The organism is Clostridium punense (genome assembly GCF_017874425.1).
Taxonomy (GTDB): domain Bacteria; phylum Bacillota; class Clostridia; order Clostridiales; family Clostridiaceae; genus Clostridium_J; species Clostridium_J punense.
Window position 1 is genome coordinate 24,501 of sequence record NZ_JAGGLL010000012.1, and the last position, 21,600, is coordinate 46,100.

General features: G+C 30.4%; 14 protein-coding genes. 2 read left to right on the forward strand and 12 right to left on the reverse strand.

The window, feature by feature from the left end; translation table 11 throughout:
* Positions 1-179 precede the first annotated feature (179 nt).
* Together J2Z44_RS08875 and J2Z44_RS08880 are read right to left on the reverse strand one after the other, a co-directional pair.
* A complete protein-coding gene (locus J2Z44_RS08875; RefSeq protein WP_021282162.1) occupies positions 180-1,112 on the reverse strand; it encodes a type I phosphomannose isomerase catalytic subunit in 933 nt (310 codons plus the stop codon).
* 210 nt (positions 1,113-1,322) lie between these two features.
* Positions 1,323-2,165 carry a YihY/virulence factor BrkB family protein gene (locus J2Z44_RS08880; protein ID WP_209649503.1) on the reverse strand — a complete coding sequence of 281 codons (843 nt, stop codon included), beginning with the start codon at positions 2,163-2,165 and terminating at the stop codon, positions 1,323-1,325.
* 453 nt (positions 2,166-2,618) lie between these two features.
* On the opposite strand from J2Z44_RS08880, the gene J2Z44_RS08885 reads away from it, so the two are divergent.
* Positions 2,619-3,476, forward strand: coding sequence for a nitrilase-related carbon-nitrogen hydrolase (locus J2Z44_RS08885; protein WP_021282159.1), 858 nt, complete (start codon positions 2,619-2,621; stop codon positions 3,474-3,476).
* A 129-nt stretch (positions 3,477-3,605) separates the two neighbouring features.
* Here J2Z44_RS08885 and J2Z44_RS08890 read toward each other — a convergent pair whose 3' ends face one another.
* From J2Z44_RS08890 to J2Z44_RS08925, 7 genes are all read right to left on the reverse strand, one after another.
* Positions 3,606-3,815, reverse strand: coding sequence for a hypothetical protein (locus tag J2Z44_RS08890; RefSeq protein ID WP_021282158.1), 210 nt, complete (start codon positions 3,813-3,815; stop codon positions 3,606-3,608).
* Positions 3,816-3,909: 94 nt separating this feature from the next.
* On the reverse strand, positions 3,910-4,632 hold the full coding sequence (locus tag J2Z44_RS08895) for an NAD-dependent protein deacylase (RefSeq protein ID WP_209649504.1): 723 nt from the start codon (positions 4,630-4,632) through the stop codon (positions 3,910-3,912).
* Positions 4,633-4,950: 318 nt separating this feature from the next.
* Positions 4,951-5,211, reverse strand: a complete 261-nt coding sequence (locus J2Z44_RS08900; protein WP_021282155.1) for a hypothetical protein — start codon at positions 5,209-5,211, stop codon at positions 4,951-4,953.
* 1,087 nt (positions 5,212-6,298) lie between these two features.
* Positions 6,299-7,288, reverse strand: a complete 990-nt coding sequence (locus J2Z44_RS08910) for a M42 family metallopeptidase (protein WP_021282154.1) — start codon at positions 7,286-7,288, stop codon at positions 6,299-6,301.
* Positions 7,289-7,511: 223 nt separating this feature from the next.
* A complete protein-coding gene (locus J2Z44_RS08915) occupies positions 7,512-8,540 on the reverse strand; it encodes a M42 family metallopeptidase (protein ID WP_021282153.1) in 1,029 nt (342 codons plus the stop codon).
* Positions 8,531-9,571 (reverse strand): M42 family metallopeptidase, encoded by a 1,041-nt coding sequence (locus J2Z44_RS08920; protein ID WP_021282152.1) that lies wholly within the window; start codon positions 9,569-9,571, stop codon positions 8,531-8,533. The genes J2Z44_RS08915 and J2Z44_RS08920 overlap by 10 nt, the downstream gene beginning before the upstream one ends.
* Positions 9,572-10,070: 499 nt before the next feature.
* On the reverse strand, positions 10,071-10,607 hold the full coding sequence (locus J2Z44_RS08925) for a cysteine hydrolase family protein (RefSeq protein WP_021281616.1): 537 nt from the start codon (positions 10,605-10,607) through the stop codon (positions 10,071-10,073).
* 224 nt (positions 10,608-10,831) lie between these two features.
* On the opposite strand from J2Z44_RS08925, the gene J2Z44_RS08930 reads away from it, so the two are divergent.
* Positions 10,832-11,710 (forward strand): LysR family transcriptional regulator, encoded by an 879-nt coding sequence (locus tag J2Z44_RS08930; protein ID WP_021281617.1) that lies wholly within the window; start codon positions 10,832-10,834, stop codon positions 11,708-11,710.
* Between the two features lie 402 nt (positions 11,711-12,112).
* Here J2Z44_RS08930 and J2Z44_RS08935 read toward each other — a convergent pair whose 3' ends face one another.
* From J2Z44_RS08935 to addB, 3 genes are all read right to left on the reverse strand, one after another.
* Positions 12,113-13,747 (reverse strand): hypothetical protein, encoded by a 1,635-nt coding sequence (locus tag J2Z44_RS08935; RefSeq protein ID WP_209649505.1) that lies wholly within the window; start codon positions 13,745-13,747, stop codon positions 12,113-12,115.
* A 199-nt stretch (positions 13,748-13,946) separates the two neighbouring features.
* Positions 13,947-18,104: a UvrD-helicase domain-containing protein gene (locus J2Z44_RS08940; protein ID WP_209649506.1), complete on the reverse strand. Its 4,158-nt coding sequence runs from the start codon at positions 18,102-18,104 to the stop codon at positions 13,947-13,949.
* Positions 18,094-21,546, reverse strand: coding sequence for a helicase-exonuclease AddAB subunit AddB (gene addB / locus J2Z44_RS08945; RefSeq protein WP_209649507.1), 3,453 nt, complete (start codon positions 21,544-21,546; stop codon positions 18,094-18,096). The genes J2Z44_RS08940 and addB overlap by 11 nt, the downstream gene beginning before the upstream one ends.
* Positions 21,547-21,600 lie beyond the last annotated feature (54 nt).

Consider the following 21,600-nt stretch of genomic DNA (forward strand, 5'->3'; position numbering starts at 1 on the left):
TGAAAGATATTTTTAGTTCTCAATCAAGCTTGCGTTCACAAGCAAGCTTGTGCCGACAAGAAAAACTGAATTAATTTACATCCATTTATACTAATAGAACTATTTTACCATAAAACTGTAGGGAAAGTAAAAGATAGCGAAAACTTCGCTATCTTTAGGAGGATAGTTAGGATTATGAGTTATGGCACATAAACTTTAATTAGTTTAAGCTGTCCCAGAACTTCTACTTTTCCAAGGGAGCATGGTATTAATATACTTTCACCTTTAATTATTGACTCTTCTCCATGAGAATATACAATTTTACCCTCACCTTCTATACAACTATATAAAAAGAATTTTTGATTTTTTGTATTATCCTGAAATTTTTCTTTAATAATATACTCTTCAAGTGCAAAATACTTACAGTATATATACTTCCTTACTTCATATTCACTAGTAGTGAATACCTGTCCTTGAATCTTATTACTACTTAAACTAAAATCTATTACTTTCATAGCCTTATCCACATGAAGTTCTCGTCCTCTGTTATAGTCATATACTCTATAAGTAATGTCGCTACTTTGCTGAATTTCAAGGAGCACAACTCCTTTACCAATGGCATGAATTAGTCCACTCTCTATATAAAATGCATCACCCCTTTTCACTGGAACAATATTCAAGCATTTCTCTAAGGCTCCAGTTTCTATGCCCTTCATAAATTCATCCTTACTGCATCCTTTTGTTCCTATTATTAGATTGGCACCTTCCTCAGCTTCCAATACATACCAAGCTTCTGTTTTACCCCTATCATTTTCTAGCTCTTTTGCAAAATAATCATTTGGATGAACTTGAACTGATAAATTATCACTAGCACTAATAAATTTTAATAACAAGGGAAACTCTTCCTCTATAAAACCTTCACCTAAAATTTTATTCTTTTCTAAGGCAATTAAATGTTTTAAGGCAACTCCTTCATATTTACCATTTGAAATTATGCTGGCCCCATTCCCATGACAACTAATTTCCCAGCTCTCTCCGATATCTCCCTGTGGTAAGTTATCCTTTATAGCTTCTAATCCTCTACCTCCCCAAATTTTCTCAAAATATATGGGTCTAAATTTTAATGGATACACCTTATCACCTATTTAAATTGCTATGCTAAAGCTTTAAACTAAATAATAGGACATAAGTATTTAATTTAAAGGAAAAACTATGAAGAGGTTCTTCATAGTTTATTTAGCCACTTACTATATAATATTGATAAGGTTTGCTTTCTGTTACTTTATGTTCTTTTAATTTTTAGGCATTCTCAAAAAATAAATAAGCCAGTATGTTTGTCTATTCTATCTCTTATTTTCACTTAATCTATACCTTAATTCTTTATCATGAGCCAAAAGAGCATTTAACTCTCCTCCTAACAAAATTGTAGTAGATGTAATTTGAAGCCATAACATCAAGATTATTATTGCTCCTATACTTCCATAAATTGCTGAATAATTTCCATAGTTATTTACATAATAAGCAAATAACATGGATAGTACAATCCAAAGAAAACTAGTAAAAATAGCTCCTGGCATTACCTCTAACCATCTCAATCTTTTACAAGGTATATAGTAGTATAAAGCTGTAAAGACAACTATCATACCTAAAAAACCTATAGGATATCGAATTAGTTGAACATACCTAATGATGTTACCATCTAATCCCATCCATCCAATTAAATAATTTCCTATCATTTCTCCGAATACTAAAAATAAAAGAAGGAAGATTATTACTAAGGAAACTCCTATCATGAAAACTACAGAAATAAAAATTACCTTTATAAAGCTTCTAGTTTCCTTTTCTTCATAGGCTTCATTTAATCCATACATTATTGCTCTAAACCCTCTAGAAGCAGTGTATAATGAAAATATTAAGGAAATAGATAATAAGTTAGTATTTCTGGTTTGCAGCAGTTGCAAGGTTAAGGTGGAGACTGAAACATATAATTCTGATGGCATTAAACTTGCTAAAGTACCTAAAACTTCATTGGGATTTACCTTAGTAAAACCCACCATAGTAAGTAAGAATATTAAAAAAGGAAAAAAAGCAAACATCATATCAAAGGCCATTTGAGAAGCTAAGGCGGATACATTATGATGCTTATACCTTAATATCATTTTAATTATATATTGAGTTAATCTCATTTTTTCTTTCTCCCGTCAAAATAGAATAGTTATGATTATAATGTGATATTTTTTGCATTATAATATATTGTATTTATTTAAAACAAATTTATTCCATTAAAGAAATACTAATAAAATTTGATAATATAGTATAATTAATACAGATTAAGTTTTTTCAGTATTTTATAGAGATACTTTTTGTTGCTATTAAGAATCTTTAATTAAAAGTGAAAATCAATTTATCATCAAATCTTTTCACTATAGTTTCCATATTGATTTATTTCATATTATAAGTTAATCCTTAACTTATAAGCTATTCTACCTTGGTTCACATAAGGCTTTTTGAAGATAAGTAATAAATTTTAATCAAGAAAGCCTATAATAATATTAAATCCTATAACCAATATAATTATAACCGAAATTGGGTAATTATTACTATATGTTAAAAAGTTTAGTTTATTTGGAGGTAGTTCTATGAAAATTGCACTTGCTCAAACTGATATAATGTGGGAAGATAAAAAGGCTAATTTAGATATAGCTGAAACCTTTATTAAAAGAGCAGCTGAGGAGAAAGTAAAGTTAATTCTTTTTCCAGAAATGTCTTTAACAGGATTTACAATGAATGTTGAAGTCCACGGAGAATATTATGAGACTTCTAGTAAAAATATGAATAATGATAAAAGTCACTGGAATTTTAATCGTACTTTAGACGCTATAAAGCAGCTTTCAATTAAGTATTCAATAAATATTGGTATTGGTTATATTGAAAAAGAGTTAGAAGAATCTAAAGGAAAGAATAAATATGCTGTGATTTCAGCGTTAGGAGAAGTTATTAGCAATTATACTAAAATTCATCCCTTTACTTTTGGAACAGAAAGCAAATATTACTGTGGAGGAGATAAAATATCTTACTTTAACATAGATGACTTTAAACTATCCACTTTTATTTGCTACGACCTAAGATTTCCCGAAATTTTTCAAATAGCCTCAAGGGAAGCTGAACTTATAACAGTAGCTGCCAATTGGCCTAAAGCTAGAATTAACCATTGGGTTGATCTTCTTAAGGCAAGGGCCATTGAAAATCAATGTTATATAGCTGGAGTTAATAGAGTAGGACATGGGTATGGTATAGAGTATAATGGAAATTCTTTAATAATTGATCCTCTTGGAAATGTTATTGGTAACTGTTTAGAAGGTGTAGAAGGCTTGATTATTGCAGAATTAGATGTGGATTTGGTTCATAACCTAAGAAAAGACTTTCCACTAAAAAAAGATAGAAGGGAATCTTTATATAGGGAACTTGCTGGAGAAATTATAGAAAGTATTCATTAATCTAACTAATAAATCCAATACCTAATTATAAAATTATAACTACTACAACACTATAATTAACGAAAATTAAAGGACCACTGACATATCTTTTGCCAGTGGTCTTTTTTTCTAACAAATCTATAAGCTTATTTACTTCCCTATGGTATATCCTACTCCATTTACATTAATCCCCGTTTGAATCCCCTCTGTGGAAGTCTTATTAAGATTTACATATCTTTTACTTTTCTGATTTACCCCGTGATTTACTACATCTCTAAAATCACTACTTATAATATATAAAGCAACTACGATAAAAATTGGAATATTTGCTATAGCTATGGCTATTCTATAATTTTTCATAACTAATCCCCTAATTATTATTATTTTATAAACATTAATAATACAATTTAATTTATGGTTTTAAAGAAATTAAAACTTCAAAAATATACTTTGATTATAACACTCTCTTTAGTGTCTCTCCAATTTTGTCATATATAACTAAATCTGCTCTATTATCATATTGAGTTACGGATTTATTAATTAAAACTAATTTATCTCCCCTATAGTATCTAATAAGCCCTGCTGATGGGTAAACAGTAAGTGAAGTTCCGCCCACAATTAACACCTCTGCATTCTCAATAAATGAGATGGATTTATTGAGCACCTCTAAATCTAAGCTTTCTTCATATAATACTACATCTGGCTTTACAATATGACCACAAGCATCACATTTAGGTATATCAATAGAATTAATAACAAATTCTAAAGGAAAAAACTTACTGCAATTAGTACAATAATTTCTGTGAATTGAGCCATGAAGTTCTAATACATTATTACTACCAGCTTTTTGATGAAGTCCATCAATATTTTGAGTAATTACTGCCTTTACTTTCCCCGCTCTTTCAAGGTCTGCTAGGGCTAAATGCGCAACATTAGGCTTAGCATCATTGTAAATCATTTTCTCTTTATAAAATTCATAAAACTCCTTAGTATGTTTCATAAAAAATCTATGGGACAGGATATCTTCTGGTGGTAAGTAATTGTTAGTTTTCTCGCTATAAAGCCCATTAGCACTCCTAAAATCAGGAATATTACTTTCAGTAGATACTCCCGCTCCACCGAAAAAAACAATATTATTAGATTTATCTATGATTTCTTTTAGTTTAGTAATACTCATATTCTCACCTCGCTCTATATGATACAAATTATACCACTATTGTTAATTGAAATATAGAAATGTATTCAAAGCATTCTTGTAAATAATTTATTTTTATACACAAAAAGGATCCCCCAATCAAATAGTAAAACCAAATGATTGGGGTATAGCTTATAATATATTGATTTATTATAGTCACCTAATGATCTGTGGCATGCAATAATACCTAAAGATAAACTCTTTTAAAATTAAGTATTACGTACCTTCTCAAAAGAAATTAACTTGTGTATAGATCCATATCCTCAGATTGTAATTTATATAGTGCTCAATAATCTAATTCTAACTTTCACTTGTCTTTTTAGCCAACTTATCTTTTGCAAAAATTAAAGCAATCATTAAACATAGAATTAGGAAAGTTATATCTAAAATGCTTTGAAATAATGTATTTGACATGCTATATAAAGAATATGGCATTCTATATATTATTCCATATATCAGTACAAATATCATAAATATATTTATGCCCTTCTTATCTTTCTTATATGCAAAAACATAATATATTGCAAAACTAATTAATATTATTAATCTGCCTATATCCATAAATTTGATTCCTCCTTTCTACTTTATACTGTTAGATTCCCTCCTAATTGTGTCAACACTGTCAAACAATAATGACTCTAAACCATTAATATAATCAGTTTCTAAATAAACTTTATTGTTAATATATTAAATTAAATTTATAAAAAAAGATTATATTATACCTGCAATAATAATTTGAAACTGAAAATAAAAATTTACTGTTATATTGCAATTATATTCGTATTTATATTTCTAGTCTATAATATCTGTTAGACACTATATTGCATTTTTTTACATGGTTTCCCTTAATCATTACCTACTTTAACAATTCAATCTATCCTTAAAGCTTTTATATGTACTTTTATTATTTATAAACTTATGTTTTCATATTTATTAATTTAAACTATAAATTTTCGTTGAAATCAATATGTAATTATATTTTTATTTACTATCCTCTTTCTTTGTTATATTGGTAAACTCCTCAGTAATCTTAAAACCTAAGTTAATAGAAAGTTTATTTATTTTAGCTAATAGTTCTTCTTTTTTTACTCCTGTTAAAGGAGTAGGTCTATAGTCATTAACATTTTCCTTAGAGGAAATGCTAGCTGGAATTACTCTTACAGCATAATTCTCTAATTTTTTATTTATAAAATTCGCTTTAACTTGAAGTATGTATTTATCCTTATCTGCAGGGTTGCTATGACCTCCATAGGCAAAGTTCCCTAGACTATATGTTATTATTTTCCCTTGTAACTTTCTAATCCTTGAATAACATGCGGATGTTGCGAAGTAATAAAATCTGCTCCCTTATCTATATATTAGTTTTTTCCTTTTTGCTCTTCTTCTCTGTATCCTACCCATAGTGCCTCCTTTATCTTTAAACTTATAAAAGGGCTGCATCATAAAATATTTTTATGAGCAGTCCTTAACCTTCTTAAAATTTTTGGTAATTATATAGGCTTCCTGAGTGAAAATTATTCTATTCTTTATGAATTTTATTCATCTTTAAAAATCTAAAGTGATTCAAGAAAGTAGCTTCACTGTGTGAATTGAGTCTTAACTTTGGTTTCCTAAAATAAAACACTCACCTAAATTCCTACTTAATAAATTATAAAATTACTTTACTTAAAATTTCAATTCCTTCTTCTATATCTTTAACATTTACCATTTCTAAATTTGTATCCTTATATCTTACAGGATATACTAAGGTTCCTGTTTTTACTCCGTTACCTTCTTTATGAATTCTTGCTCCATCTCCACCTTGTTCACTAAAAATATAGTGAGGATTTTTCCCTAAGCTAGCGAAAGCTTCTTCAAGGATTTCTTTTATTTCATGATGCATTATTAAGGTTCTGTCCATAAACTTAATTCCAACACCATTCCCAAGCTTAAAGTTTCCTTTTCCACCTAAGTTATCTGTTGCTTCTTCTCCATCTATAACAATAGAAAACATTGGATTTATGCTGTAAGCCGCAGCTCTGACCCCTCTTGCTCCTACTTTATTTTGCGTAGAGAACACAAAGAATAATTCCTTATCTAACCCACTTAATACTTCTCTATTTTGGGCTAGGTTTTCCATAACCTTTAACACCATATAGCATCCAACTCTGTTGTCTAAGAAAGGAGCTATAATATTATTTCTTTCTTCAATAATATTTGAGCTAAATACAGCCACATCCCCTTCTTCTATAAGTTCAAGAGCCTCTTCTCTTGAAGATACTCCTAAATCTATATATAAATCCTCAATTTTTGGATTATCCTTTGTTGCACATATTCTTCCACTGTTACCATTTTCAAATTCCACAATAGTATTTATCATTGATGGTTCTTTAAAATCACCAATTTTGCCTACTCTTGCAAAACCCTTATCATCAATATAAGTTACAATTACTCCCATAGTATCCATATGAGCTGTAATCATAAGTCTTTCTTCTTCCTTTTCACTTCTCTTACCCATTTTTACAATTACATTGCCCATCATATCTACTTCATGACACAGTTCAAGTCTGTTAAGTTCTTCTATAATAACTCCACGTATTTCCTCTTCATGCCCACTAACACCAAAGGCACTTAGTAACGCTTCTAATAATCTATCCATTTTAGTTCCCTCCTATTATCCATTACAATATAAAACTCTAGAATCCGCATAAACACTATATCTTCTTATATTCTTATCTTGTTTTATAGTTATATTTATATATTTATAACTTCTTTTATTATTTTCTCTATATCTTTATAAGCTATAGAAATTTATCTTTATATTCCTATTATTTATCTTTTAATAAGTTCTAAGCCATTGATTTACTGATAATGTTCTATCCTTAAAGACTTTTTAAGTATTCCTTTAAAAGAAGCACAGTATTTTTAAAATCTTCTTTTGAGGCTACTGATACTGAGGAGTGAATATATCTGCAAGGCACAGATATTGTAGCAATTTTAGCTCCTTCTCCCACAGTATGAATTGCTCCAGCATCATTTCCTCCTGCTATGGCCTTTCTTCTTTGATATGGTATATTTTTTTCATCTCCTATAGCCATAATGTCTCTTGCAATATCTTGATCAAAAATACTTGTTAAATCCATGATAGATATAGCTGGTCCTTTACCTATTTCAGTGGCACTTAAGTGCTTTGGAACTGTTGGCATATCTGCACATATAGTGCCTTCAAGAGCAATACCTAAGTCAGCTTTAACATTCAAAGCAGAAATAAAAGTTCCTCTTTCTCCAACTTCTTCTTGTATATTAAAGGTACCGTATAAATCAACATTATAGTTTTCCTTTAGGATTTCTATAAGGATTAGGCAACCAATTCTATCATCAAAAGCTTTCCCTTTAATTAATCCTTCACCAAAACTATCATACTCCATATCAAAAACTACATAGTCTCCCATTTTTATAAGCTTCTTAGCTTCTGCTTTAGAATTTGCACCAATATCAATACAACAATCTCTATAGGATAAACCCTTTTCCCTTTCATCCTTACCTTGAAGATGAATAGGCTTTCCGCCTATTACTCCTGGTATTTTATCTTTCCCAATTAAGACTACCTTTGATGGAATAATTTTTTCATTTATTCCCCCAAGAGCTCTAAATTGTAAAGTTCCATCCTCATTAAAGCCAGTAACAATGAATCCTACCTCATCCATATGAGCATCTATTAATACTTTTTTTCCCTTACCCTTTTTATGAACAATAATATTTCCTAGTCTATCAACTTTCATTTCATCTACATAAGGGGCAACTTCACTTTTAATTAATTCTCTTACATCACCTTCAAAGCCTGAAGGACCTGGAAGAGAACAAAGTTTATCTAATAGCTCACCCTTTTCTAATAGGTTGTCTAATAGCATAGTAATCCCTCCAATTCTTCACCATTAAGTTTTTCTATAAGTTTAGCCATAATACGGCCTGTATTTTTAACATCCTTCATATTAACAACTTCTACAGAGGTGTGCATGTATTTAAGTGGTATAGAAATTAATAGGGTTGGTATTCCCTCTCCTGCTATTTGAATGTCCCAAGCATCTGTTCCTGTATTTCCTGGTTCTACTTCAACTTGATAAGGTATATTATATTCTTCAGCAACTTCCGTAAGTTTTTCTCTAACCTTAGGATGAATATTTGGTCCAATACAAATTACTGGTCCTCCTCCTAAATTATTTTCTCTTTCCTGAGCTCCCATCTTACCACTATCAAAGGTAACATCCACTGCAATACCTATATCTGGATTGATGCTATTGCTTGCTGTTTTTGCACCTCTATGTCCTACCTCTTCTTGCGCGGAGCATACAAAGTATACATCTAAATCATGATTTACGTTTTTGAGTTCTTTTGCACAGGTATAAAGAGAAACTACTCCTGCTCTATCATCAAGAGCTTTACAAGTTACATTATCATTTAGCAATTCTCTAAAACCTCTTTTTACAGTTACATAATCTCCAACCTTTACTATTTTCTCTAGAGTTTCCTTGGAATAACCTGTATCAATAAGCAATGATTCTAAAGTTATTGCCTTATTTCTTTCTTCGTCCTTCATTAAGTGCGGCGGTTTAATTCCTATAATTCCTAGTATATCTTTTTCGCCATGAACAACTACTTCCTGAGAAACTAGAGTTTTAACATCTATTCCACTAACTCTAAACTCCAAAAAACCATTCTCCTTTATGGCTGTCACAGACATAAATATTTCATCTAAGTGAGCCATAAGCATTATTTTCCCTTTGCCCTTTCCTTTTTTATGGATAATGATGTTATTTAAGTTATCTACAGAAACATGTCCAAATTCTGAAAAAGCTTTATGAATCTCATGATGTAACCAATGCTCCCTTCCACTAGGACCATGGCCCTCACAAAGTGTTTTCAGTAATTCCTTTTCCTCCATTGTGACTCCTCCTTAATGTTTAAGTATCGTAATTCATACTTAATTATTATTTTTTATATTAAATCCTCATTCCTTATAAAAGTTTATTTTGCAAAACCTAATACTACTACATAATGTAACTGTTAACTCTAGCCTTAAACATAACGTAATAACAACCTAGGCAAAAACCACCCTATTGGCAGCTAGATTAAAGTAAATATTATATTTGTTGGAAATTTCAAATAACTATACTTTTATTATAAGATTTTTCCAGTTAAAAATCAAAGGTCTTTATAAAATTAAATATTATGAAACCAAGTGCGCATATTTTGCTGTAACTACTAATATTTAATTGGATATAATAATATTTTCTTCAAGGTAAAGATAAAAGCACTATTTACAATAGTGCTCTTCTGATTTAACATTTAGTATTAAATTACGCTAATTTATATCATAATGATTTTTATAGTACAAACAACTGGCTTTCTTAAGATAGTATATACTATTTATTGCAACTTCATTAACCTTCTAAATAAAGTTTTATTGTATCTTTTAAAGATATAACCTCAGCAAAGCGCTTATCCCAAATTTTATAGTTATAGAATTCATAAAGTTTATTTGCTGGTAAAAACTCATTATCAAAAGTCGTATTTGTCTCTTCTGGCATTATAATTTTATATCCGTAATCAAAGGCACTTTTACAAGTAGCATCAATACAATATTCTGTTTGAAGTCCTACTAATATAATTGTGTCTATACCCTTGCTTACTAAATATTCCCTTAGGCTAGTTTTAAAAAAGGCACTGTTATACTGCTTTTCGAAGATTGCTTCGCTACCAGTAGGAGCTATATCCTCATAAACTTGCCACCCCTCTGTTCCTGGTTCAAGCTCACTGCCTTTTCCGTCATCGTGGCGTACATATATAACTTCCTTATTACTAGTCCTTGCACTGGAAATAAGTTTCTTAATATTTTCAATTACAGTTTCCTTATTATAAGGCTGAGCCTTAACAAGTGAATTTTGAACATCTACTATCATTAAAACAACATTGCTCATTTATTTCTTCCTTTCATTAAAGGATAAATAATTTACTAACCTATAGTAAATTACATTACCCTAATTATATAAAATAATTTTAATCTTTTTATGTAGCTTAATATAACTAAATTCTAATCTACATAAAATGCTTTATATTTTTATTATAAGAAATAGTATATAATTTGTATAACGAATATTATTGCTTATATTAATCTATTGTATCGATAGTAGGAGAAATATATATGAATTACGATTTTTATAAAACTTTTGTAGTATTAGCTGAAACTAAAAATTTTTCTAAGACCGCTGAAAAACTAAACATCGTACAATCAACTGTTTCTAATAGAGTACAAGAATTAGAAAAGTATCTTGGAATTGATTTATGTTATAGAACTAATAAATCTGTGTTACTAACACAGTCAGGTTTATGGTTCCTACCTTATGCAAAAAGAATAGTTGCAATGGAGGACGAGAGTATAAGGATGCTAACTAGCCTAAAATATAAGAATACTGTCAGAATAGGAACGGTTCACTCCTTATACTCAAGCTATCTTAAAAAGATGGTAAAAAAGTTTATGAAACTCAGTCCAGACACATCTCTTGAAGTTAAAATAAGTCATACCCCAAACTTGTTAGAAATGCTTTCTGATGGTCTTATTGATATTGGCCTTGTTTCTAATTTACCAAAATCAAATAAATTCACTTGTTCACATATGTTAAAAGATGAAATTATACTTACTACTAAAAATCATGAAAATTATTTTAGCTCTATATCTATGAGCGATGTAAAAAACATTCCTCTTCTTTATGCTGATTCAGGAGATAATTTCATTGAACATATTGAAAATTACCTTCAATGCAAACTTGAATTTAAATTTAGCATAGATCAAATATCTGAAATTGTAGAATACTTAGAAGAAGGCTTTGGATACGCCTTTGTTCCAAAATCACTAGTTAATAATGCTATTAAAGAAGGCTACTTAAAGGAAGTTTCAGTTAAAGATGCGCCACAATGTAATGCAAATGCATACGTTATTATAGAAAAAAATAATATTAAAAGAGAAATACTAAATTCATTTCTTCAATTGTTTTTAGATAATAATATAACTTCCTTAATATAATGCAACTGAAGTAAGTATCACGATTAATTTTTTGATAGATCTTAGAAAAAATCCATTCTATGTAATACTGGTTTTAAAAAACTTAGAATTTTTTATTATAATGAATCAAAACACTTTAACTTATAAACTGAACTTACCTTACTTACCTTAAATCTCTTTAAAGATAAATAAAGTTAATCATGAATAAATTAGACTTTGACTAAAGAAGCCTATATAAATACTTAAAATCAAAGCACTTGGTAATTAAACTTACTAAGTGCTTTCAATAGCTTATAAACTGTTTATTTAAATTCTATAATCATACTTCTGTGAAGAATTGTTTATTTACAAGATTCTACTCCTTTAAGCTCTTTATGTTGCTTAAGTACATAAACTATTATTTAACTAATCTAGAGTAATTTCTTAAAAAGCATTATCTTCCGCTTTAACTTTGTAATAATCAGCTTGTTTCTTTACTTGGTCCATGTTTCTACCAATATTAGGCAATATGTGATCAAAATAGTTAATAAGCTCATTATATAGAGTATCCCATAGTTTATTTTTAAAAGTTACTACCTTGCTATAAAGAAGCTGCTTTTTATCTTCTATAGTATTGCAATCCTTAAAATTCTCTTTTTCAAACAAAGTCTGAAATTCATCATCATTATAAATATATTCTTTAAAGAAATTTTTTTGTATATCATCTGTAACATCATAAAAGTTAATAAGTAAATTTAAAGATTGATCTTTTAAAATTTCTTCACTGTCATAAAACTTGTACAAATCTTCTAATCTACAGCATAATTTAATCTTTCTGTCTTCACTAAAGCAATTAACGTAGTTAATCCCATCTATAATTACTTTATGACAGTACATTTTCTCAAGAGTCTCCTTCTTGGTTGAAAGTTTTTTCATAATATAATCATAGTAGTTCTTTTTAAAGTCATTAAAAGTGCTGACTACAAAAGTGTACAATATGAAATGAAGTTTTTCACTAAATAGATCACAAATATTTTCAAAGTCTTCTATAGAATTAATAAAGTAAATAGGTTCCTCAAACTCTACATTAAATATTAAGTCTAGATTGTATTTTACTTCAGAAGTTAGAGTATCAAACTTAGTTTTACAAAGTCCAAAAATCTTTGAAAGATAGGTATATTGACAAATGAAAAGCTCTCTACAAATATTATAAATCTCAAACTCTACCTCTTGCGGACTAAGGTTCTCACCATATAAAACCTGGTTTTTCTTGCTGTCCTCTTGATCAACTTTAAAGCTTAAGTAATTTTTTATTATATTTCTATAATTTTGAAGCCTGTCTTTCATTCCTATTAGTAGGTTCTGTCTAATTTTTTCTACAAAATAAGCTACTACAATAAAAGTTATATCATTTTTTAGCTCTTCCTTAAAACTCTCTGTTGTAGAAATAAAAGTTTCTCTCATTTCTAATATCTTATCCACATAAATTTTTTCTTCTAGTGAGTCTCTTTCCTTTTCCATGTCCTTAAGAAATTTTTTAACTGTCCATAAGAATACTTCATAATCTTGAACCCTATCTTCAACTAACAGCCTAACCTTTTCCTCTGCTAGGTCAATTCCCTTATATAATTCTTGAAGCTTATCACTAAAACATTCCTTAGTTAATACTTTTAAGTCCTCTTTAATCTGTTGAGAAACATCATCCTTTTTAACAAAAGTAGTTAGTTCAAGTATGAACTCATGTTGATATAGGAATAAATTATCTTCAAGAACCCTCTTAATTTCACTCCCTATAGCAAATAAATCTTCTTTATCCAATCTAATGCTATAATCGCTTTTCTCTTTATTTATTATCAAAAAGGAATGAAATAACTGAAGAATATTATATTTAAAATTATAAAAATCATAGGTTTTATGCTCTACTATATGTTGTATTTCTGTTAAAATATCTCCTTCACTTTCTTCTCTGCCAAAGTAGCCCTCAAATATTTCAACTAAATTCTCTAAAAGCTCCGTGGCATCCACATAGGATTTTATATTATTATAAAGCGAAGTCTGTAATTTCTCTTCATTACACATAGAAATTCAACTCCTAATTTAGTTTCACTCTATTTATTTCTTTGATTAATTATTCTACATTCTTTAGTAAATACCTTTTAAAATTAATGAAAATTCAAAATGAAACTTAAGATTTTTGGGAGGAATTTATTTCAAAATAAAAATAGGCTAGTCTAAAATAACTTATTTAAGTCACTTTAGAAAGCCTATTTTACACCATTTAAATTTTATCTATGTTAACTTCCTTATCTATAGAGAATAGATACAAGCACTTTTCTTTTACCTCTTTACCTATTAATTTCTCAATCGCTTCTCCATAATAGTTAAGCTGAGTCCTATATCTATCTACAACTACCTGTTCTTCTCCCTTAGGCACATAGTCTGTCTTATAGTCTAGAATTATAGCCTTTCCTTCCTCTTCAAAGTAGCAGTCTATAATTCCCCTTAATACTATTTTTTCCTCATTATATATTTCACCTGATAGAGAATTATCTAAAAGGGTGCTGCTTACTTCCATACGGAAAGGAAGCTCTCTTTTTAAGGTTCCATTTTTATAGGCTTGTAACATTCTAACGCCTAGACCACTTTGGAAGAAATTATAAATTTTTTCCCCTTTAATTACTTTTGTTTCTTCTGGAGTTAAAATCTCTCTAAACTGCATTTGCTTTATTTGCTCTTTAATTTCCTCTAAGGTATTCACCTTTTCTAAATCTAATCTTTGCATCACTCCATGAAGAGCTGTTCCCACTTCAGCAGGGGTAAGTCCCTTCTTCTCTTGTAGAAATAGTGGAGCCTTCATAAGCGGCTTATTGTACTCCCTATGGTAATCATCCTGTAGCCTTTCTTCATCTTCAGTGAAGTTTTCCACAATATCCATGGATTTTAGCTTTGAAACTGTGATTACTGTTGGTAACTTTGTTGCTTCTTCATACTTATATTTGTAGTTTAAGTTCCTTTCAATAATTTCTCTATATTCTTCGTTAATTGGAGCTTCTTCTAGTTCCTTCAGTTTTTCTTCTATTGAGATAGTGGTCTCCTCTTCTTCAACAACCTTAGTAAAATCAGCTTTATTATGAAAAACTACTATCCATTTTGATTTATGGTGATTTATATCTTCTATATTTATATCATCTTCAAACTTTCTTAAAGACTCACCATCTATATGCTTCATAATAGCCGGTGCTACCCAATCCATATAGTTTTTTTGTCTTGAAGTATAGTTTTCTGATATTATATCTTCTTCATCCCTTGCCGCCTCTGCCCAGTCTTCTATTTTTTTATGGAGCTTTTTATGGGAAGAAACCAATATTAGTTTTTCCTTAGCTCTGGTCAGTGCAACATAAAGTAGTCTCATTTCCTCTGATTTGTTTTCACCTTCTATTTTCTTAGATATATAATCCCTTTGAGCAGTGCTTAAGGTTACTCTCTTTTCTAAATCAACATACATAGGCCCATAGCCTAACTCATTATGGAATAGAATCCTGCTCTTTAAGTCACTTTGATTAAACTGCTTACTCATACCACATAGGAATACCACGGGAAATTCTAGTCCTTTACTTTTATGAATGCTCATAACCCTTACCACATCTTCATTTTCCCCAATAATTTTTGCGGCACCTAAATCCTCACTATTCTTTTGAAGATTATTTATAAAGTTTATAAAATTATAAAGTCCCTTATAGCTAGTTCTTTCAAATTCCTTAGCCCTTTGAAAAAGAATTCTTAAGTTTGCTTGCCTTTGAATTCCTGCTGGCATAGCTCCCACATATCCATAATACCCCGTTTCCATACAAAGCTCCCAAATTAAATTGTTTATAGGAGTATACCTCGCCCTATTTCTCCACATCTGAAGTATTCTTAAAAATTCTTTAATTTTCCTAGTAAGAGGCTCTTCACTGTCTTCTGTTTCATTGTTTTCATTAAGAATGTCTAAATAATTATCTTCTTTAGCGAAGCTCATATTCTCAGATTCATTGCTTACATTAGAATCTTCGCTAGCATTTCTGCTAAATTGTAAGTTATAGTCTTCTATGACATCTAATCCAAGCTCTTCTTGTAAATTCACATCTTTTATTAAGCTATGTTCTCTCACATACTTCCTCATAGCATCATAAAAGTTAAGCTTCTTATCAATTAGTCTTATATCGGCTAGTTCCCCTGAGGTAAAGCCCCCAATAGGTGAGCGAAGTACTGCCACAAGAGGAATATCTTGAAGTGGATTATCTATAATTTGAAGTAGACTTATAATTGTTTTCACTTCTATGGTATCAAAATACCCTGTGCCACCCTCAGCATATAGGGGAAGATTCAAATTTTTAAATTCCTCTACATAAATTGGAGCAAACTTATTTGCTGAACGAAGAAGTATTACAATATCTTTAAATTGCACCTGCCTATAGCCCTTTAGGTTTTTATCATAAACCTTAAAGGTATCCTTGCCTCTATACTCCATAAGTTCTTGGATTCTTTTAGCCACTACCCTTGCTTCAATTTGAATTGCATCTAACTCTTCTTCCTCTAACTCTCCTTCCATTTCCTCCTCTAGATTTTCCTGTTCTTTGGATGAACTAGTAGTTTCTATTAAACTGATTTTTTCTAGAATTTTTTGTTCTCCTTTAAATTCACCATCACAGCTTACTTCATCTTCTCGCAATGTGATTTCTTCTTTGGACAATTCTACCTCATTATCAAGGGAAATTATGTGAAGCTCTACAGCTCCTCCCGCAACACCTTCCTCATCTAAAGGCTGAAACTCTGCTCCAAGCTTTAACTCCTCCTCTTCAGTATAATGAAGTTCCCCAACCTTTTCACTCATAGTAGAGTTAAAGATATAGTTAATGCCGTTAATAACTTCTTCTCTGCTCCTAAAGTTTTTGTGAAGGGTAATTAATCTATTATCTCCTCCCTCTTCTCTAGCGTAGCTATCCTTTTTTTCTTTAAATAATTCTGGTTTTGCCATTCTAAATCTATAAATACTTTGCTTTAAATCTCCTACCATAAACCTATTTCTAAACCCTGATTCTTTTCTTGAAATAAGATTTACTATTTCCTCCTGCACATCGTTAGAATCTTGATATTCGTCTACCAGTATTTCTTCAAACTTATTTCTTAAATCTAAAGCTACTTGAGAAGGTACTTCCCTGCCTTCTTCGTCAATAGTCTTTAGAATTTCAAGGGCAAAATGCTCCTGATCATTAAAGTCAATTATTCCTCTTTCTCTTTTCTTTTTAGAAAATTTCTCTCTAAACTCAATAACTAAAGTTGAAAGTTCCATCATGAGAGGATAAAGTTCCTTAAGTCTTTCAGCATTTTCTGGAGAAGTAAAGGAGAGAATTTTTTCACTGACTCCCTTATAAATATCCTTAGCTTTGTTCCTTAAGGTTTTAACTTCTTCTTGAAGGATTTTTTCCTCTTCATCTTTTAATCTAACTGTAACTAGTTTTCCAAAGGAAGTATCCTTTATGAAAGAGTTTAATTCTTCAAAGGATGTTTCCACCATTCCCTTTGCACCCTGAGTTATATCTAAGTCACTTTGAAGGTTTTCCCTATATTTTTCTAAAAAATCATTTTCATCAATGAGCCTTAAGCCTCGCTTTAAAAATTTTTCTCCTAGGGTTAACTCCTCTATAACTTCTTTTACAAATTCTTCTTTAAAGGAGAACTCTTTAAAACCCTCAGTTACATTAAAATCCTCAGCTTTTTCTAGAAGCCACTTCTTAGGATTTGGTGTGCTCATAGAAAAATTATATAACCTTTGAATTAAGTCATATAATGCTCTATCACTTTTATTGTTACAATAACTTTCCACAAGTTTATGAAAGCTTTCATTTTCTTCATTGTATTTTTCTTCAAAAACCTCATCTAAGGATTCTCCACGTAATAGAGCAATTTCCGTACTATCTCCCACTCTAAAGCTAGGATCTAAATCTATTTGATGAAAGTTATTTCTTATTAGGTTTAAACAAAAGGAGTGAAGTGTCGAGATATTAGCTTTATTCAAGAGAGTAAGCTGCTTTTGAAGATTACTGTTATTAGGATTTTTCTCAAGCTCCTTTGATATAGCTTCTCCTATTCTCTCCCTCATTTCTGCAGCTGCTGCATTAGTGAAGGTTACAATAAGCATTCTATCTATATCCACAGGATTATCTTTATTTGTAATTATCTTTATAATTCTCTCAACTAATACTGCAGTTTTTCCTGAGCCCGCTGCTGCAGAAACTAAAATATCCGCATGCCTAGTGTTAATTGCCTTCAATTGATCTTCTGTCCACTTGACTTCCGATGCTTTCTTTTCACTATGAGAAGCTTCCTTACTAGTTTCGTCACCAGTTAGACTAGCTCTATCTAATCCCGTATTATCATCTTCTCTATTTTCCATCTCTCTCATCTCCTTTCGCATTAGCTTCTTCTTCAATAATTTTGATTATATCCTTTTGAGGTAAAAGCTTAGGTGTATTGTATTTATTTAAACCTAAGGTGCTATCAAATTGACATATAGATAAAAAGTCACAATACTCACATTGAATAATAGTAGATTTCTTACAAGGCTCAATACTGATATTTCCGCTAAGCATTTCCTCACAAATTTTAATCACATTTTCCTTCATATGGTTTTTTAACACCTTAAAACCTTCGTAGGTTACAGCAGTGGTACCCCTATCTGAAAACTCCGGCTCCTCTTCACCTTTCTTAGGCTTTTTAAGACTTACTGGAATTACTGAAGAGGTTCCTCCTTCTTCAAGAGTTATATCCATTTCCCTTACTATATCTAAATCCTTTATTACAAGCCCATGCATTTTAAGGCTTTTTAACATTTCTTCCTTAAGCTCCTCATCGGTTAACTGCTTTTTAGCTTGAATTAAAGGATCATCAATAGAAAGGTACAGCATAGCTGCTGGATTTGTACTTTCCTTCTTAAAGGTTTTCTCTAAGGTTAAAATAGCATCTAAATAAGTTAACAGCTGAATTTGAAGTCCATTATAAACCTCATGTAAATTTAGCTCTGTTTTACCAGATTTGTAGTCCACTACCCTATAATAGGTCTCCCCATTTATTTCAGCTTTGTCTACTCTATCTATTTTTCCCTCCAAGGTAAGTCTTTCCCCACTAGATAAAGTAATCTCAATTGGAGGATAATCATCTTCTGGTCTAGAGCCAAAGGAAATTTCATAACCAAGAGGCTTAAAGTTTCCTCTTTCCATCTGCTCATCAATAATTAATACCATTCTGTGAAGAACTCTTTTTAGCCTTTTAATTACATATTCATGCCTTTTAGAACTACTTAAAATGGAGTTTTCATCAATGGAAATTAAGTATTCAACAACTTCTTCAATGGAAGCTTCAACAAACTTCTCTTCTAACTTACCCCAAGTTTTACCTTGTTTCTCCACTATTTCTGAGAACTTTTCTAATCCCTTGTGAAGAAAGTTACCTAAATCTGGAGGAGCAAAGGTGTAGACTTTCCTTTCTTTTGCTCTAAGTCCATATTGAACAAAGTAAGCAAACGGACAGTGAGCATATCTTTCTATTTTAGATACACTAAAGTTGTTTCCATAAAGCTTTCTTATTTTTTCAGCTTTAATTTCTTCTACAGCATTAGTATAAGAAAAACCTGAAAGTACTTTGTTAGTTACTTCCTTGTAATCCTCATGTTCCTTAAAATATCTATAAGCCTCTTTCCAAATTGGATGAATTTTATCTTCTTCTATATAATCCCTAATTTTACTTATCAAGTGATTAAAAGCAGGAGTTTTAGCCACTATTTCCTCATAGGTTTCTTCTTTAGCAACTTCTACTCCAATGCTACTATGCTCTGTAATTTTTCTAAACAAGGTTTTTAATCTTGGAATTATTATAGAATAACGCTTTGCCCTTCCTTCTGCATCTGCAATTGGGTATGATATACAAAGATACTTCCTTGGCAAAGTAAGAGTATTATAAATTAAAAACTGCTCTGCAAAGGCTTGTTGAAGGCTATTATCTGCTACACTAACTCCATTGCTTTGAAATAATCTTCTATCGGAATCATTAAATAAACCTTCATCATTACTGCTTCTTGGAAAGACTCCATCATTTACTCCAATTACATAAAGTGCCTTAATTTCATGGGTTCTAATTCGTTCTGCACTACCTACAATAACTGAATCTAAGGAGGGGGGAATTAATCCCATTTGATTTTGCATAATACCCATGGTAAAAATACTATTAAATTCATCAAGAGTTACTTCTTCATTTCCTAATACTTCTACTAGTTGATCCATGATTTCTATAATCAAATTCCAAATACTGCTGTATTCCTCAACTAAAAGCAAGTTATCCTCTGCTTTAAAAACTTCTATATACTGCTCTACCTTTTCATATACATTACCTGCTTTTAAAAAATTAAAAAGGCTAGTAGTAATTCCTTTAACAGTTTTTTCTCCCTTTAAAGTCTTCTGTAGAGAAACTATAGAACCTACAGCTTTATCCCTCAGTGCAATAATATTAGGATACTTTTCACTTTCCCTCCAAAACTTATCCTCTGTCCAACGTTTTTTGCTCTTTATTCCATATTCCAGTACGTAGTTTTCAAGCAAATCTACTTCTTCTCTAGATAAACTATTAAAACCAGCCTTAATATACCTTAAAACTGCCACATCGCTCCAATTTCTGATAAACACTTCAAGAATTGAGGTTATATATATTATCAAAGGATTTCCTGATACATCTTTTTTATTGTCAATGAAATGAGGAATTTCATATTCATTAAAGATTACCTTTGTAATTTCCTCATAGGCTTCTAAGTCTCTAGTTACTACTGCAATATCGTTAAACCTTAAACTCTTTTCTCTAACTAATCTTAAAATATCCTTTGCTATATATTCCATTTCCACATAGGAGTTTTGAGCTTTAAAAATCTTTATATCTTCTGTTTTCTCTTCAAAAGGTTTGACCCCAATATTAAAGTAATTTTTTTCAAGAAAAGCTAATTCTTTAGAGTTTTCAAATCTATGATTAATCTTTAAATATAGTGGGTTTTTAGGGTAAAATCCATAATCCTGTGCAGTCTTTATTAAGGTACTTTCTGTAATGAAAACAGGATAAAAAGGATTGCTTTCGTCCTCCTTATTTCTTACCTCATCACCACTATAAGGTAGTGTAATATTTACATTTTTCCCAAGCTTAAAAAGCTTTCCAATAACATTGTACTGTTGAGGTGTAAATCCACTAAATTCATCAATCCAAAATTCTGCTCCCTTTAAAAACTTACTCTCTTCTAATTTTTCATATAAAAGAGTAAGATCATCCTCTGGGTCAAAATATCCCCTATTAACCTTATTTTGAAAACTATTGTAAATTAAACTTATATCTGAAAGCTTATGAAATAATAGTGGATTATCTGAAACCTTATCCTTTAATTCTCCTAAAACTTCCGGGGTTACATTATGTCTTTTAAGCTCTGTAATCACATCAGATATGGTATCTACAAACCCTCGTTGCTTTGATACCTTTCCAAAGATACTTAATTCTTCCCTAGATTCCTGTAGTATCTTATTAATTATCATAGCTTTCCCAGTGGAATTCATATGCTTGTGCGCTATACCCCCAACTTCACTAAATACTGTAAATGCAAGTCTTTTAAAACTTAGTACATGAACATTATTTATTCCTGTAGCCCCGATTCTTTGAATCAATGATTTTTCTGCTCTGAAAGAAAGTTGTTCAGGAACCACAAGAATTAAGGGATGCCCAGCCCCTTCTTTGACTTTATTATAAATTTCTTCAATACAGGTGTAGCTCTTTCCTGTACCAGATCTTCCATATATAAATCTAATACCCATTATATTCACATCCTAATTATTCTTAATATATAAAGTTTACCAATCTCTTAACTC

Excerpts from the sequence above, each read along its gene's own strand:
- J2Z44_RS08885 (WP_021282159.1), top strand. The coding sequence starts at position 2,619 with ATGAAAATTGCACTTGCTCAAACTGATATAATGTGGGAAGATAAAAAG.
- J2Z44_RS08935 (WP_209649505.1), bottom strand. The coding sequence starts at position 13,747 with ATGTGTAATGAAGAGAAATTACAGACTTCGCTTTATAATAATATAAAA.
- J2Z44_RS08915 (WP_021282153.1), bottom strand. The coding sequence starts at position 8,540 with ATGCTATTAGACAACCTATTAGAAAAGGGTGAGCTATTAGATAAACTT.
- J2Z44_RS08930 (WP_021281617.1), top strand. The coding sequence starts at position 10,832 with ATGAATTACGATTTTTATAAAACTTTTGTAGTATTAGCTGAAACTAAA.
- J2Z44_RS08900 (WP_021282155.1), bottom strand. The coding sequence starts at position 5,211 with ATGGATATAGGCAGATTAATAATATTAATTAGTTTTGCAATATATTAT.
- J2Z44_RS08940 (WP_209649506.1), bottom strand. The coding sequence starts at position 18,104 with ATGGAAAATAGAGAAGATGATAATACGGGATTAGATAGAGCTAGTCTA.
- J2Z44_RS08925 (WP_021281616.1), bottom strand. The coding sequence starts at position 10,607 with ATGAGCAATGTTGTTTTAATGATAGTAGATGTTCAAAATTCACTTGTT.
- J2Z44_RS08890 (WP_021282158.1), bottom strand. The coding sequence starts at position 3,815 with ATGAAAAATTATAGAATAGCCATAGCTATAGCAAATATTCCAATTTTT.
- J2Z44_RS08895 (WP_209649504.1), bottom strand. The coding sequence starts at position 4,632 with ATGAGTATTACTAAACTAAAAGAAATCATAGATAAATCTAATAATATT.
- J2Z44_RS08880 (WP_209649503.1), bottom strand. The coding sequence starts at position 2,165 with ATGAGATTAACTCAATATATAATTAAAATGATATTAAGGTATAAGCAT.
- addB (WP_209649507.1), bottom strand. The coding sequence starts at position 21,546 with ATGGGTATTAGATTTATATATGGAAGATCTGGTACAGGAAAGAGCTAC.
- J2Z44_RS08920 (WP_021282152.1), bottom strand. The coding sequence starts at position 9,571 with ATGGAGGAAAAGGAATTACTGAAAACACTTTGTGAGGGCCATGGTCCT.
- J2Z44_RS08910 (WP_021282154.1), bottom strand. The coding sequence starts at position 7,288 with ATGGATAGATTATTAGAAGCGTTACTAAGTGCCTTTGGTGTTAGTGGG.